This is a genomic window from Peribacillus kribbensis DSM 17871 (genome assembly GCF_000430765.1).
Classification (GTDB): domain Bacteria; phylum Bacillota; class Bacilli; order Bacillales; family DSM-1321; genus Paraperibacillus; species Paraperibacillus kribbensis.
On record NZ_KE387242.1, the window covers coordinates 247,420 to 262,321 of the forward strand.

12 protein-coding genes and 1 pseudogene are annotated in these 14,902 nt (G+C 45.5%); 11 read left to right on the forward strand and 2 right to left on the reverse strand.

Features of this window, described 5'->3' with window-relative positions; genetic code table 11:
• The first annotated feature begins 79 nt into the window (after window positions 1–79).
• The 3 genes and pseudogenes from H539_RS0123300 to H539_RS29525 form a co-directional block, all read left to right on the forward strand.
• Window positions 80–409, forward strand: a complete 330-nt coding sequence (locus tag H539_RS0123300; protein WP_035323829.1) for a hypothetical protein — start codon at window positions 80–82, stop codon at window positions 407–409.
• Between the two features lie 21 nt (window positions 410–430).
• Complete coding sequence (locus H539_RS0123305) at window positions 431–691, forward strand: metal-sensitive transcriptional regulator (RefSeq protein WP_026695525.1); 261 nt, start codon at window positions 431–433, stop codon at window positions 689–691.
• A gap of 78 nt (window positions 692–769) precedes the next feature.
• Window positions 770–917: pseudogene (locus tag H539_RS29525) on the forward strand (sulfurtransferase TusA family protein); the annotation flags it as partial.
• An 87-nt stretch (window positions 918–1,004) separates the two neighbouring features.
• On the opposite strand, the gene H539_RS0123315 reads toward H539_RS29525, so the two are convergent.
• A complete protein-coding gene (locus H539_RS0123315) occupies window positions 1,005–1,652 on the reverse strand; it encodes a 2OG-Fe(II) oxygenase (protein WP_026695526.1) in 648 nt (215 codons plus the stop codon).
• Between the two features lie 174 nt (window positions 1,653–1,826).
• On the opposite strand from H539_RS0123315, the gene H539_RS29530 reads away from it, so the two are divergent.
• Both H539_RS29530 and H539_RS0123325 read left to right on the forward strand, forming a co-directional pair.
• Window positions 1,827–3,083: a UDPGP type 1 family protein gene (locus H539_RS29530; protein ID WP_051348761.1), complete on the forward strand. Its 1,257-nt coding sequence runs from the start codon at window positions 1,827–1,829 to the stop codon at window positions 3,081–3,083.
• Window positions 3,080–3,616 (forward strand): GNAT family N-acetyltransferase, encoded by a 537-nt coding sequence (locus H539_RS0123325; protein ID WP_026695527.1) that lies wholly within the window; start codon window positions 3,080–3,082, stop codon window positions 3,614–3,616. Before H539_RS29530 ends, H539_RS0123325 begins: the two co-directional genes overlap by 4 nt.
• A 59-nt stretch (window positions 3,617–3,675) precedes the next feature.
• Here the strand turns inward: H539_RS0123325 and H539_RS33185 are convergent, their stop codons facing one another.
• Window positions 3,676–3,810 (reverse strand): hypothetical protein, encoded by a 135-nt coding sequence (locus H539_RS33185; RefSeq protein WP_281171465.1) that lies wholly within the window; start codon window positions 3,808–3,810, stop codon window positions 3,676–3,678.
• 430 nt (window positions 3,811–4,240) lie between these two features.
• Between H539_RS33185 and H539_RS29535 the strand changes: the two genes are divergently transcribed.
• The 6 genes from H539_RS29535 to H539_RS0123360 all read left to right on the forward strand — a co-directional run bounded on the left by H539_RS29535 (window position 4,241) and on the right by H539_RS0123360 (window position 14,881).
• A complete protein-coding gene (locus tag H539_RS29535) occupies window positions 4,241–8,722 on the forward strand; it encodes a glycoside hydrolase family 2 TIM barrel-domain containing protein (RefSeq protein ID WP_051348762.1) in 4,482 nt (1,493 codons plus the stop codon).
• Window positions 8,723–8,808: 86 nt separating this feature from the next.
• Complete coding sequence (locus tag H539_RS29540; RefSeq protein WP_051348763.1) at window positions 8,809–12,417, forward strand: glycoside hydrolase family 2 TIM barrel-domain containing protein; 3,609 nt, start codon at window positions 8,809–8,811, stop codon at window positions 12,415–12,417.
• A gap of 124 nt (window positions 12,418–12,541) precedes the next feature.
• A complete protein-coding gene (locus H539_RS0123345; protein WP_026695529.1) occupies window positions 12,542–13,252 on the forward strand; it encodes a DUF4396 domain-containing protein in 711 nt (236 codons plus the stop codon).
• A gap of 76 nt (window positions 13,253–13,328) precedes the next feature.
• Window positions 13,329–14,201: a hypothetical protein gene (locus H539_RS30370; RefSeq protein WP_026695530.1), complete on the forward strand. Its 873-nt coding sequence runs from the start codon at window positions 13,329–13,331 to the stop codon at window positions 14,199–14,201.
• A 115-nt stretch (window positions 14,202–14,316) separates the two neighbouring features.
• The gene (locus H539_RS32485) at window positions 14,317–14,493 is read left to right on the forward strand and encodes an SE1832 family protein (RefSeq protein ID WP_169816044.1); all 177 of its coding nucleotides are present in this window, start codon (window positions 14,317–14,319) and stop codon (window positions 14,491–14,493) included.
• Between the two features lie 76 nt (window positions 14,494–14,569).
• Window positions 14,570–14,881: a hypothetical protein gene (locus H539_RS0123360; protein ID WP_026695531.1), complete on the forward strand. Its 312-nt coding sequence runs from the start codon at window positions 14,570–14,572 to the stop codon at window positions 14,879–14,881.
• The last annotated feature ends 21 nt before the right edge of the window (window positions 14,882–14,902 follow it).

Consider the following 14,902-nt stretch of genomic DNA (forward strand, 5'->3'; position numbering starts at 1 on the left):
TTTCTTACTGTAAGTCTAGTTGACAATATACCCGGGTGGGTATATTATGAGTGCATATCATCTTAGGGGTTGATCACTGATGTATATAATCATTATGATACTGGTCATTTTGGCCGTGATGCTTTATAGACGCTGCTTTCCTGTATATGGGGTGCCTCATAAAGCAATAGAAGGCAAGAAGAAATACCAAAAGGCCGTTATTTTAGACCTCCGGGATTATAATATCTCTTATAAGAATGAGGTAGAAGGATCCGTCGCTCTGCCTATCGCCTATTTGAACCGGAACTTTGGGGACATCACAAGCAGATGCGTACATATTATTGTGTCGGACAGGCTTGAACGGAATCTTGGTGTAAGGATTTTGCGGAATAAAGGATTTCGTGTTATTGGGTTCACGATCCTGCCATAAATAAGAGAAAGAGGAGTTATCATGAAGTATGATGATCAGACGAAAAACCGGGTCAAACGGATTGAAGGGCAGTTAAGAGGAATATTAAAGATGATGGAGGACGACAAGGATTGCAAAGATGTTGTCACTCAGCTGTCAGCCGCGAGAACAGCCATTGACCGCACCCTGGGCCTTGTAGTCAGTTCGAATCTTGTGGACTGTGTGCGTCTTGCCATGGAAGAAGGACAAGAGGCAGATGAACTCGTGAAGCAGGCAGTCAACCTGCTTGTGAAAAGCAGATAATTTCGGGATTGACATCCCGGACTGCGCGTTTTAATATCCTCCCATGGGTATATTAAAAATTTAAAAGAGGCTGCAGCAATGAATGCAGATAAATTAGTAGACGCAAAAGGTCTTGCCTGCCCAATGCCGATTGTACGAACCAAAAAGGCGATGAATTGAACTGGAAAGCGGGCAGTTGCTCGAGGTGCATGCCACTGATAAGGGTTCTGAAGCAGACTTGACCGCATCTTATATAACTACATTTTCGAGCAGCCGGAGGGCTGTTTTATTTTTGTTATGGAAATAATAATCTAGAAATTGTACAAACGCTATTTCATCTGAATTTTCGTTTTCTCATCCACTGGGTCGCCACCCATTTTTCTCCTTCAATGACAGGTGAACCGCCATGCAGAGTCAGCTCATTTAACGATTGTTCCCGATAAAAATATTCAAAATACACGGCCATTCCTTTTTGGGGTATAACAGAAAAATTCAATTTAGGGAAAACGGTTTCTCCTCCCTCTGTAACATCATTAAGATACATAATGAGTGTACTGATTCGATTATTTTCAGAGGCCCGGCTGCTTGGAGAAAAGTAATCGAAATGGGGCTTATATTCCTGGCCAGGGCTGTATTTTAAGATTTGCAGACCATCTCCATGTTCAATGGGAATGCCCATGATGGTTGAGATTCTTTTTTCAATTCTTGCAATGATAGGATTTTCGCTTTCTTCAAAGAACATCCCGCTGCTGGTCCGCATGTCATCTACACTCCGCCCAGCCCCAATTTTTGAACGCTGAAGTCGGTTGTCCGATAATTGGATCAATTCATCGCATTCTTCCTCACTCAGGACATTTCCTAAAACCGCAATAAATGGATTTTCAAGCTTTGCTACAATCTTTATTTCCCTGTCCGCTGTCTTGATGATGGGTCCTTGATGATTAAATATGGTTTGCTCTTTATTCAAAGTATCCATTGCCATCACTTCATCAACCCCTATAAAACACAGTTTCATCATTCGTTTTTTTATGATGATAATACAATTATACCATAGATGTTAAAATTTTCTGAATAATAAAAGTGGTTTCACATGCTTGGCTTTTTTGTGTTAAATTAGCAGATAATAAAACATCATTTAGTAAGAAGGAGTTAGGTCATGGAGCGCTTTTCAAAAATAAAGCAAGAATTGGCACATTATGATCAGGAACAGGTACTTGCCTTTTGGGAAGAGCTTTCTGAACAAGAACAACATCATCTGTTAGATGACATTGAGAGGGTAAACCTGGCTGAAATCAGCATCATCTCGAGAAAGCTTCTTTCCAATCATTCCCCAGAACGGAACAACATCAGGGGGGTTCCTTATGATAAATTAGAGGATTTTACAGAAACACAGTTACATAGATATAAAGAAAGAGGGCTGGAGTTAATCAGAAGAGGCAGGGTGGCAGTTGTTCTTCTCGCCGGCGGCCAAGGGACAAGGCTTGGGCATGAGGGACCAAAGGGGACATTTGATATCGGACTGCCGGGGCATGAGTCCTTATTTGAGCTGCAGGCAAAAGCGCTCCTAAAGCTTTGCAAGAAAACTGGCTGCAGGATTCCCTGGTATATCATGACGAGCCCCGCCAATGATTGGGATACTAAAGATTTTTTCAAAAAACATGGATACTTCGGCTTCTATCCAGACGATATCATGTTCTTTTTACAGGATACTGTACCTACACTGAATTCGGCGGGAAAACTGATGCTGAAAACAAAGTCGAGCCTCTCGCGTTCACCGAATGGGAACGGCGGGGTATTCCCGGCTTTGAAATCTAGTGGTGCTTTGGACGACATGGAACAGAGGGGGGTAAAATGGCTCTTTCAGTATAATGTCGATAACGCCATGATTAAACTGGCGGATCCGGTTTTTGTCGGTTATGCGGAAGAGAAGGACTCTCCAATTGCGACGAAATCTGCGTCGAAGCGAAATCCGGAGGAAAAAGTGGGAGTGTTTTGTCTGATCGAAGGAAGGCCGGCCGTCATCGAATATTCAGAATTGACAAAAGAAGAAAGCGGAAATCCAGAGATGATGAATGCCCATATCAGTATCCATTTATTCAAGCTTGATTTTGTAAAGGCCGTGGCCGATCAGCCGATGCCCTATCATCTTGCCAGCAAGGCAATCCCCACTCTTGATGAAAGAGGGGAGGAAGTGAAGCCTTCAGAGCCAAACGGCTATAAACTGGAGCAATTTTATTTTGATTTATTTCCGGAAGCCGAATCGATAGCCGTCTTGCAGGTTCCAAGAGAAAAAGAGTTTGCCCCCGTAAAGAATAAAAGCGGGGAAGACAGCGCTGAAACAGCAAGGGCCATGATTCTATCCAATGCTAATCAAGATCAAATTAGATATAGACTGGGGGGAGAAGGGTTATGAATGAGATCAAATACTTAGAAAACACCCGGATCTATTTGAGAAGATTGGAGGATTCCGATTTAAACCACTATTTAAGTGCCGTTTCAGATCCTTATATAAGAAGGCTTACAGGTACTTCTGCATTTCTCACCAAAAAAGATCTTGAAGATGCTTTTAATAAGTGGAATGCGGATTCCAGCAGAATCGATTTAATCATATGTTTGCAAAAGGATAATCAAATCATTGGGGACCTGGCTATGCTGGATATTGACCATAGGGAAAGAAAAGGGAGTTTCCGGATCGCCATTACAAAACAATACACGGGCCAAGGATATGGCAGTGAAGCATTACGGCTCATTATTGAATATATGTTTAATACTCTAAATTTAAGAAGGATCGCCATTAACGTGTTTTCTTTTAATGAAAGAGCTATGTCTACTTATAAAAAGCTCGGGTTTAAATTAGAAGGAACACTTAGGGAGGATCTCTTTTTTGATGGGAAATACCATGATAACCACATTATGGGCCTGATGAAGGATGAATACATAAGATAATTGTTTACCATAATTAACAAAAAAGGCTGGAGAGTTTTTCTCTCTAGCCATTTTCCTTTTTAATGTACAACCGCTAAATCCGCATTGGTCTTAAAAGGTGCAGAAGAATCCAATCCCAGTGCCTGCCTTAAGGTTCTGCTCACAGCTTGTATACTATTTTCATCTGGAAAGTAGTAGGAGGTTTTACCTGCCATTTGATCTTTCCCGGCGATTTCATTTTGGCAGGATGAAAGGTAGCTAAATGCTAAAACAAGTTTGATCATATCTACATGTTATTCAAAATGAAACGACCACAACATGTATCACTTCTTTTTTTCCAGCCAACTGCCTCACTCCAATTCTTTAAATCTCCCATTTCTCTCCTGTTTCAGCAATCATATTTTACCATAAAGTGACATCTGGTATCATGTGCCGATGCTATACCCATAAAAATGGTAAATTCGTGGTTTTTTAAAGGGTAAACTAGCATATTTCCCTATAAGAAGATTTTTTTTAGGTCCAAGATAAGACAATTTTCATGGAAAATATCTACAAATTTAGGGAAAATGACTCAAGGTAAAAGTATTTCTAGCGTCGAAAGATTTTAATTGTACAAAACTTAGTCTGATTGAAAGGGAGGGTACCATGAAGAATTCGAAAATGGGAAAGAAGCAATGGGTTTCTCTTGCGGCTTCGTCTGTCATGTTTTTTAGCATGGGAAATTTGAAAGGGCTTGCAGAAACGAGCTTTGCAGATGCTGAATGGAATAATCATCCTGAAGTGTTCCAAGTAAACAGAGAGCCGGTCCACGCTACCATGATGCCGTACAATGACTTGAAGTCTGCTCTTGCAGGAGTCCGAGAAAAGTCGGACCGCTATGAAACCTTGAATGGAAATTGGCGGTTTAATCTTGCTGCTAATCCTTCTTCGAGCCCGTCCGACTTTTACAAGGATGAGTATGATGTATCAAAATGGAACAATATTTCGGTTCCAAGCAACTGGGAGCTGAAGGGGTATGATCATCCGATTTATACCAATATCACGTATCCTTGGACAGGTGTCGAAAAACCGAATCCGCCGGGAGTGCCGCTCATCGACAATCCGGTTGGATCCTACAAGAGGACCTTCACCGTTCCAAAGGATTGGAATGGCGAGAAGGTGTTTGTTTCGTTCCAGGGTGTAAGCTCTGCCTTTTACCTCTGGATCAATGGGAAAAAGGTCGGATACAGCGAGGACAGCTTCGCTCCAAAGGATTTTGATATTACCAGCTATCTGAAAAAAGGAGAAAATTCGATTGCAGTCCAGGTGTACCGCTGGTCGGACGGCAGCTGGATGGAGGATCAGGATATGATCCGCCTCAGCGGGATTTTCCGTGATGTGTATCTCTATTCAACTCCCTCCATCCATGTGCGTGATTTCAAGGTCGAAACCGATCTTGACTCAGAATACAAGGATGCGGTGCTGAAGGTGAACACGAAGGTGCACACCTCTGCCAAGGAATTGCCTAAGGCCGTTACTGTTGATGCGATGCTGTATGATAAGAAGAATAAGCCCGTGCTGAAAAAGCCGATTGTAAAGCAGGTATTCTTTAACGGAAAAGATGAGACGGAGGTTGATCTCGACCAGAAGGTGGTCAATCCTCTAAAATGGTCTGCCGAGGATCCAAACCTCTATAAGCTCGTCATTACGTTGAGAGATAATACCGGAAAGATCATAGAAACGGAAAGTTCCAATGTTGGATTCAGAAAGTTTGAGTTGAAGAATGGACAGATGCTGATCAATGGCAAGCCGATTGTCTTCAAAGGGGTCAACCGCCATGAAATAGACCCCGATAATGGAAAGACTGTGTCCATGGAAAGCATGATCCAGGATGTTAAACTGATGAAGCAATTCAATATCAATGCGGTCCGGACCTCGCATTATCCGAACGACCCGCGCTGGCTGGATCTGGCAGATGAGTACGGACTGTATTTGATTGATGAGGCGGACCTCGAGTCACATGGGGCGAACGGTGTACTTCCGAAGGATGATCCGAAATGGCTGCCTGCTTCTCTGGACAGAATCAAAAGTACGGTGGAGCGGGATAAGAATCATCCATCCGTCATGATCTGGTCATTGGGAAATGAGGCTGGAAGCGGCACGACATTCAAGGAAATGGCGGATTGGGTACATAAGAATGACTCGACCCGGATCGTGCATTATGAGGGGGACAACCGCTGGACAGATGTGGAAAGCCATATGTATCCTTCCGTTGAAAGTGTCGAGGCTTATGGAAAGTCAGGCAGCCTGAAGCCTTATATTCTATGTGAATACGCACATGCCATGGGCAATAGTGTCGGAAACTTATATCAATATTGGGATGTCATCGACAAATATCCGAACCTGCAGGGCGGATTCATCTGGGATTGGGTAGACCAGGGTCTGCGGACGCCGACACCTAAGAAAATCACAGTTCAGGACAAGGGAACATCGGGTGTTACGGGACAAGTGAAGGGTGAGGTTGTATCTGGTGATGACGGGAAGGCCCTCAAAGGGTATGTGACTCTTCCTGATGATTCCAAATTAAACGTGAAAGGGAAAGCGATTACATTGGAAACCTGGGTCAAGCCTCAGCCGACCAATACTTACAGCCCGTTCGTTTCGAAGGGGGATACACAGTACGCACTTCAGCAAAACGGAAAAACGCTGGAGTTCTTCATCTATAATTCTTCATCCAAGTGGGTGACAGCGAGTGCTCCTGTACCGGCTGATTGGGACGGAAAATGGCATCATCTTGCCGGAACCTATGATGGCAGCTACCTGAAGCTTTATGCAGACGGGAAGCTTCTGACTCAAAAAGCTTATTCAGGAGACATTTCAGAGAATGCATTCCCTGTAGCGATCGGGAAAAACTCTGAACGAACAGACAGAGTTTCGAATGCAGAGCTTGACAATGTCCGGATTTATAACCGCGCGCTCTCACCGGAGGAATTAAGCGATGACAGCCGTAAACCGGATGAAAACAGCGTTCTGTGGATGGATTTTGAAGACACCAAGGAAAGCACCTACAGCATGAAGGAATATTTTGCATACGGCGGTGACTGGGGAGATGTGCCGAACGACGGAAACTTCTCTATGAACGGCCTGGTATTCCCTGACCGCACCGTCCAGCCTGAACTGTATGAAGTGAAGAAGGTATACCAAAACATAAAAACGGAGCCTGTGGATCTCGTCAATGGAGAAGTGAAGATTTCAAATCAATATTTATTCACGAATCTATCCTCGTTCAATGGAAGCTGGGAACTTAAAGCGGATGACAAAGTGATTCAAAAAGGTACCATCAGGGACTTGGACATCGATCCGCTTAAGAGCAAAACCATTAAGCTTCCGATTGACCAGCCAAAGCTTAAGGATGGCACGGAATACTGGCTGAATCTGAGCTTTACCCTGCCTGAAGATACTTCCTGGGCGAAAAAAGGGCATGAAGTGGCAAAAGAACAGTTCAAGGTTCCATTCCCTGTTCAGGACACCGCACCTGTCAGCCTTTCAACGATGGATGATATCAGCGTGAAGGAAAAAGATCAATCTGTTTCTGTAACAGGCAAGGAATTCGAAGTCCATATCGACAAAGAGAAAGGTACGCTTTCCTCGTTTAAGTATCAGGGAAGAGACCTCCTGACAAGCGGACCGTCTCCGGACTTCTGGAGAGCGCCGAATGACAATGATAAAGGAAACGGCATGCCTTCAAGGGATGCAGTATGGAGAAGTGCAGGAGACAAGCGGAAAGTGAACCATGTTTCCGTGAAGAAAATCGGTGCGAAGGCTGTCCAGGTGGATGTAGAGGCGGCATTGCCGACTGCAGCTGATTCCCAGTACAAGGCTTCCTATATGATATACGGCAGCGGGGACGTGGAAGTAAAGAGCACGCTGATACCGGGCAAGGGCCTTCCGGAAATCCCGGCAGTCGGTATGGAAATGAGGCTTCCGAAGGAATTTGAGAACATTTCCTGGTACGGCAGGGGGCCGCAGGAAAATTATTGGGACAGACAGACCGGAGCTGATGTCGGACTTTATAAAGGGACGGTCGACGGCCAGTTTGTACCATATGAGGAGCCATCTGAGACTGGAAATAAAACCGACGTCCGCTGGGTGACGCTGACGGATAAAAAAGGCTTCGGGTTGATGGCAAGCGGCTATCCTCTGATGGAGGCGAACGCCCTTCATTATGAGGAGAAGGATCTGGATAGTGTGGCCCATCCATATGAACTGACAAAAGTGGATGATGTGATTCTGACCCTGAATGCAAAACAGATGGGTGTCGGAGGAGATAACAGCTGGGGAGCAAGGACACATCCAGAGTTCACGCTATATGCGAATAAGCCATACTCCTACAGCTACAGGCTGCGCCCGATCACCAAAGAGATGGGCCGTCCGATGGATGTGAGCAAACAAAAGGTTTCAGACGAACTGATCAAAGACATCCAAATCGGCGGTAAATCACTCGAGAACTTCAGTTCAGAGGTAACCGATTATACGCAGTCTCTGTTGAAAAAGGATGGAATGGCGGTGCCGAAGGTTTCGGCATCTGCAGCAAGGGATGATGTGAAAATTGAAGTGACCCAGGCAAGGGAGCTGCCGGGAACTGCCATTGTTAAGGCCTCAACTTCAGATGGGCTTCTTTCTAAAACCTATCAAATTCATTTTGCTGTGACGGATACTCTCTATTTAAGCGATATGGATTGGAAAAGTGCAACAACCGGCTGGTCCTCCATTCAGAAGGATAAGTCGGTAGATGGCAATGCCCTGACTCTTGCTGCTGGTTCAGGCACCAGGGTCTATGAAAAGGGAATCGGTACACATGCGAACTCGGAAATCATCTATGACCTGGATGGAAAAGGCTTTTCAACCTTTCAGACCTTTGTCGGGCTTGACCAGGAAACGAATGGAAGCGGTTCGATCCAGTTCCAGGTTTACCTTGACGGAGCAAGTGTATTTGACAGCGGTAAAATGACCAAATCGACTCCGGCAAAGCTCGTAGACCTAAATGTGAAGGGGAAATCCGAATTGAAGCTGGTCGTAACGGATGCCGGTGACGGCAATTCAAATGACCATGCCGACTGGGCGGATCCGAAGCTGAAGGTGGAGTAGGTCACGATGGAGGGATAGCTGGAATCCAGCTGTCCTTTCCGTTTATTTAAATATACAGGAATACCAAAAGAGGAGGGAAGAAAGAGATGAAGCCTTTGAAAGACATGTATTCAGGACTGCTGGCCGTTCTTGTCACCGGGTCACTGATGACGGCCACGATTCCCCAGCAGGTGACAGCCGCGAAGTCTGAAGAGCCAGCTGCAGAACAGATTTCCTATCAAAAACAAAGAAGCTTGGATTTTGATCAGAACTGGAAGTTTGCCCTTGTGAACACGAAGGACATCACAGACCCTGATGGCCGCTATGAGAATGCTGAAAGCCCAGAGTATAATGACTCATCCTGGCGGACATTAAATCTTCCGCATGACTGGAGCATCGAGCAAAAGCCGTCTGCCGAGCCTCCTGCTGAGGCAGGGACAGGGTTCCTGGATGGAGGGCTTGGCTGGTACCGAAAGAAATTCACCCTGCCGGCGGCCATGAAGGATAAGAAAATCAGCATCGAGTTTGACGGGGTATATATGGACTCTTCCGTCTATATCAATGGACACTTGCTGGGAACTCATCCCTATGGCTATACAGGCTTTAGCTATGATATTTCAGAATGGGCCCATACGGACGGAAAAACTCCCAATGTCATAGCTGTAAAAGTACAGAATAAGCTTCCGACAAGCAGATGGTATTCCGGGAGCGGAATATACAGGGATGTTCGATTAACGATCACTGACTCCATTCATGTGAAGCGCTGGGGTACCTTTGTCACGACTCCGGATCTGGAGGCAACTCTCCAAAAAGGCTATGCCAATGTTCATGTTCAAACAGATATTTCAAATGAGACCGGCAAAGAACAAAAAGCCGAGCTTTTTACAAAAATAATCGATTCTGATGGAAAAATCGTAGCCAAAAACAGTTCTCCTGCTGTTCTTACAAACTCCAAAAGCATGGAGGAAACTCTTCGAGTGAAGAATCCCAAGCTTTGGTCAACAGAACAGCCGTATCTGTACAGCGTGGAATCCGAAATCAAGGTGGACGGGAAAACGGTTGACACCTATTCGACCCCATTCGGGATACGCTATTTTAAGCTTGATCCCGATAAAGGATTTTCGTTGAACGGAAGGTTTATGAAAATTCAGGGTGTGAATATGCACCACGATTTAGGTGCTCTTGGGTCGGCCACAAATTATGATGCGGTATACCGGCAGCTGAAAATCATGAAAAGCATGGGCGTAAATGCCGTCAGGACTTCGCATAACCCGCCATCCCCCGATGTTCTGCGTGCTTGCAATGAGCTGGGAATGGTCATGATGGTCGAAGCTTTTGATGCCTGGGTGACCCCAAAACGGCCAAACGATTATGCCCGTTTCTTTAATGAGTACAGCGACAGGGATATCAAGGAAATGGTGAACAGCGCCAAAAACTGGCCGGCAGTCATTCTTTGGTCCATCGGAAATGAAATACCCGATTCTACCCGAACCATTGGAGTAGGAATCACCGATAAGCTGATGCAGGATATCCGCAGCGTCGATACCACCCGGCCGATCACCATTGGCTCGGATAAGTACCGGAGTGTACCGAGAGATGGCACGGTTCAGGATCAGATTGCCAGGAAAGTGGATGCTTTGGGCTTGAATTATAATAATGCTGCTTCTGTCGATCTGCTTCATCAGAAATACCCAAATTTAATTCTGTTTGAATCTGAATCTTCCTCTGAGACGTCTACCCGGGGAGTTTATAAAGATCCAGGATCGTTAAATACGCCTGTCGATTACACGCCGGGCCAGATGGGGACTTCGTCATACGACAACAATCTTGCTTCCTGGACCTTCAGCGGCGAATACGGATTGAAAAAGGATCGTGACAGAGCGTTCTTTGCAGGACAGTTTTTATGGTCAGGCTTTGATTATCTGGGAGAGCCGACTCCATATTGGGACAACTTCCCGGTGAAAAGCTCCTTCTTTGGGGCGGTGGATACCGCCGGTTTTGCCAAGGATGCCTATTATTTGTATAAGAGCCAGTGGACAAAGGAGCCGATGGTCCATTTAGTTCCCATGAATTGGACCAATTATAAGCCCGGCGAGGAAGTTGACGTTTGGGCTTACTCGAACGTTGACACCGTGGAGCTGTTTCTAAACGGAAAATCACTCGGAGTACGAACATTTGATGAAAAGAAAACTTTAGACGGGCGGAGTTATCTTGAAACAACCGAAGCATCAGGGGATGAAAAGAACCAAAAAGACGGAGCATTCCCGGGAAGCTATACGAGCCCAAATGGAAGTGCAGGGAAGCTTCATCTGACCTGGAAGGTGCCGTTTGAAAAAGGTACGCTCACAGCCATTGCCAAAAAGAATGGAAAACAAGTCGCAAAGGATGAAATCAAAACTGCAGGTGATCCTTACACCTTGAAGCTGACTCCAGATAAAAAGGTGATCCAGGCAGACGGCAAAAGTCTGTCCTTTGTCACAGCCGAGGTTGTAGATGAGAATGGAACAGTGGTTCCGGATGCTGACCCTTCCATTCACTTTGAGGTAAAGGGAGGAAGACTTGCAGGCGTGGATAACGGACGGCAGGAAAGCTCGGAAAGCTACCAGTCCTCGAATCGCGAGGCCTTCAATGGCAAAGCACTGGCCATCATTCAATCCGGGACGAATGCAGGACCGATTACAATTAGTGCCGAATCGGAGAATTTGATTCCTCAAACCGCGGTCATTTTTGCGGACAAGAAGAGCGGGGGTCATAACCTCATTGGAATTGAGCCTGTGGAAATTCGTGTGAAAGCAGGAGAAAGGCCGGAGCTGCCTGCTAAAGTGGAAGGAGTGTATGCAGACGGCACCGTTCAATCCCTGGCGGTGAACTGGACAGGCATATCCAAGCTTGGAGGAAAGAAGCTCAGCTATACCATACATGGTCGTGTGAAAGGAACGGCAGAAAAAGCGGAAGCGGTGGTGAGCGTATATGATGTAAAGAAAATAGAAGAATATCACACAGCCGTTCCAACCGGCACAGCTCCCTCACTTCCTGATTCAGTAAAAGTGCTGTATACAGACGGTATCACGCAGCTGCAGCCAGTTTCTTGGGAAAGAATAAGCAGCCAGCAATACCAGAAGCCCGGTGAGATTTCTGTCGAGGGCTATGTTTTCGGTACAACAAGGAAGGCGAAAGCGGTGGTCCGTGTAACCAATGATTACAAAGCAGATTCCAATCTTGCACTGGCGGCAGGCCAGCTGCAGGCAAAAACAGGAGCCAGCTTCAGCGGCAGTGCGGGTACCGTTCCGGCGGCCCTGAATGATGGGAATATAGGATCAGGAGGATGGTCCAATCAATATTCCATCGCAGCTACTTCCAACCTTCCTGCGATGTCTGGTGCAAGAAAAGAAGACTGGGTGGAGCTCAAGTGGAACAGGCCGCAGACAGTGGACAACACCTCTGCCTATTTTACCGTCAATTCTTCCAATAGCCTGCCCTCCAAGATTGAGGTAACCTATTGGAACGGTAAAGAATATGTCCCGGCTCCCCATCAAAAAGTGAAATGGGCGGATGCATCAAACAAACCCGTCATGATCACCTTTGACTCTGTATCAACATCCAGGATTCGTTATACCATGACGAGCGGTTCACCAGGAAGCTCAAGCGGCAATGTAACGATTGTGGAACTGGAGGTCTTCGGAAAAGAGGTAAATTATAAACCCGGAGAATATTAAACTTCTGCAAAAAACCATCTGGCCTGGCTGGATGGTTTTTTGTTGTGTCGGACTTTAAAAAAATTCACTTGTTTATTGATACCCTAGCCGGGTATGGAATAAAGAAGCAAACGATTAAGGAGGAATGAACCCATTGAACTGGCTAACCATCATATCCTATATCTGCGTGTTCCTTGGCATTTTTTCAGCCTTGGTCATTGCAGCTGATTTATTCCATTATCCTCAGAAAATGAAGGTCATGAACATCGTATGGCCGATCAATGGCCTTTATTTGGGACCAATTGGAATATGGGCCTATTGGAAGGTGGGACGTGTCAAAAAAGACACCCATCATGGCCGCTCTTCAAAAAAGGAAGATCCTATGCATGAGGACAAGCCCTTTTGGCAGAGCGTATTTATTTCCACCAGCCACTGTTCTGGGGGATGCACACTGGGCGATGCCTTTGGTGCTCCTCTAGTCTTTCTGACCGGCTGGACGATTTTAGGATCTACCTTATTCACCCACTATACAGTTGAATTCATTTTGGCGTATGTTTTTGGGGTGTTTTTTCAGGTATTCTCCATCGTCCCCATGAGCAGAAAAATGGGAAACAAGATGGGCTGGGGGAAGGGGTTTGTCGAGGCGGTTAAAGCGGATACGCTATCTCTTATTGCATTTGAAATCGGGATGTTCGGCTGGATGGCCATTGTCCATTTTTTCCTATTTTCTAAAACACCAGAGCCTAATACCATGGTATATTGGTTTATGATGCAGATTGCCATGATCTTGGGGGCAGCCACCAGCTTTCCGGCTAATTGGTTTTTAGTCAAAAAAGGCATTAAACATGCGATGTAGGGAAGCGCTGACGCAAACCCAATCCCGAGTATCAGCTTCTATTCCGGGTAATAAAATAATAAGGGAGGGAACGCCAATGAAAACAAAATTAATTGCACTGGCGGTCACGGCTCTTGCACTTGTTTTATCGAGCTGTTCAGCGGATGAAGCAAAAGATACTGACGGAAAGAAACCTGTCAGCCAGAGCAAAGACACTAAGCAGGAAACGAATAAGGAGCAGGAGCAGACAAGTACCAATCATGCTTCAGACCCTGTAAGCACAGACAGCACTGCGGCAGAGGATGACGACGCTGCCCCGAAAAGTAATCTAACGCAGGATGAAGTCATCACGAAAGTGAAGGATGAGCTTAAAATGAAGAACACAGCTCTTCCTTCGTCATTTCCGCTTGAAAAGAGCAGACAGTTATCAGCCTCGATTGAAGAGAACGAGGATCAGTCCTATAAAGTGGTGTTTTTTGAGACTAAAGGATCGGTTCCCATTAATGATGACTCACTAACGCCAGATGGGAATGTGCCGATTGCAGCCACAGTTTCTGCAAAGACCTATCAAGATGCCAAATCTGCCGCAGAGACTTTTTCAGACATGAATCTGGACTCCATCCCGGAAGATATGCAAGTGGATCTCGGACATGGAATCAAAGGCATGGAAGAAGGAGGCGCAGGACATCACCACTTAAGCTGGCAGGAGGGGAAATGGATCCTACATATCGATACGATTTCAGAGGATCAGATGGATAATGCCGGCATTGCGAAAGTCATGGTGAATTATTTAGAGGACGATATGCTTCCTGCCCCTAAGGATCATGGCCGGGTAGAGGCTGTCTATAAACCTGGAGGAAAATCCGTACACAATGTACTTTCCTGGCAGGAGGGCCCGGTCATTTATCGGATAGAGACCGATAAAGTCCCTCTCGATGCATTAAAGATGGCGGTATCTGTAAATCCATAAATACCGCTGGTGGGTCACGGATGGGATACTGGAAGAGGGAAAGAGCAGAAGGCTGTCATCCACGGCAGGCTCTCTCAGTGCACTATAACCCTAATTGGAAGAAGGAGGATGTTCCATGGACAAAAAAGAAATCGAATATAAAATTGCCGAGTTAAAGGATGAATACCTGCAGCTTCAGCATAATCTTGAAAAATTGGAGTTTGTAAACGGAAATCTATCTCCTCTAGAAAAAAGACTGTCCGTAATCGAGGATGAATTGAGTTCCTTGAATCAGATGCTGCGGAATGTGTAAGTCGCTTCTTTAAGGCTTCATCAAATTTTTTTAAAAGGCCATACTAAAAAATATTGATGAAGTTAGGAGCGATCATATGCCTCGCAAGCCTGCACAAACGAATGAAGAAAATACAGACAAGGTTGTACCGTTGACTGCCAACTCCACTCAAGAAGATGTAAACAGCAAGCTCACCCGCATGCTGGCTTCTGTGCTGGAATATTTGTCAGATGATGAAGTAGAAGAGATTGATATTGAATACATATTGGATAAAACGGAAGGCATGCGGGAGTGGTGGAAGAATTATCAGGAAAATAACCGGCAGAAGATTGAAGAGGAAATTAGAAACCGGCTCGGCGAACTGTCTTTGGAGGACCTTCATAAGATCCGTGAACAGATAAAGGATTAGAAATTGCAGATTTTGAATAAA

Bases quoted from the DNA above. Each gene is read 5' to 3' on its own strand.
- H539_RS0123300 (WP_035323829.1), top strand. From the start codon at position 80: ATGTATATAATCATTATGATACTGGTCATTTTGGCCGTGATGCTTTAT.
- H539_RS0123305 (WP_026695525.1), top strand. From the start codon at position 431: ATGAAGTATGATGATCAGACGAAAAACCGGGTCAAACGGATTGAAGGG.
- H539_RS0123315 (WP_026695526.1), bottom strand. From the start codon at position 1,652: ATGGCAATGGATACTTTGAATAAAGAGCAAACCATATTTAATCATCAA.
- H539_RS29530 (WP_051348761.1), top strand. From the start codon at position 1,827: ATGGAGCGCTTTTCAAAAATAAAGCAAGAATTGGCACATTATGATCAG.
- H539_RS0123325 (WP_026695527.1), top strand. From the start codon at position 3,080: ATGAATGAGATCAAATACTTAGAAAACACCCGGATCTATTTGAGAAGA.
- H539_RS33185 (WP_281171465.1), bottom strand. From the start codon at position 3,810: ATGGCAGGTAAAACCTCCTACTACTTTCCAGATGAAAATAGTATACAA.
- H539_RS29535 (WP_051348762.1), top strand. From the start codon at position 4,241: ATGAAGAATTCGAAAATGGGAAAGAAGCAATGGGTTTCTCTTGCGGCT.
- H539_RS29540 (WP_051348763.1), top strand. From the start codon at position 8,809: ATGAAGCCTTTGAAAGACATGTATTCAGGACTGCTGGCCGTTCTTGTC.
- H539_RS0123345 (WP_026695529.1), top strand. From the start codon at position 12,542: ATGAACCCATTGAACTGGCTAACCATCATATCCTATATCTGCGTGTTC.
- H539_RS30370 (WP_026695530.1), top strand. From the start codon at position 13,329: ATGAAAACAAAATTAATTGCACTGGCGGTCACGGCTCTTGCACTTGTT.
- H539_RS32485 (WP_169816044.1), top strand. From the start codon at position 14,317: ATGGACAAAAAAGAAATCGAATATAAAATTGCCGAGTTAAAGGATGAA.
- H539_RS0123360 (WP_026695531.1), top strand. From the start codon at position 14,570: ATGCCTCGCAAGCCTGCACAAACGAATGAAGAAAATACAGACAAGGTT.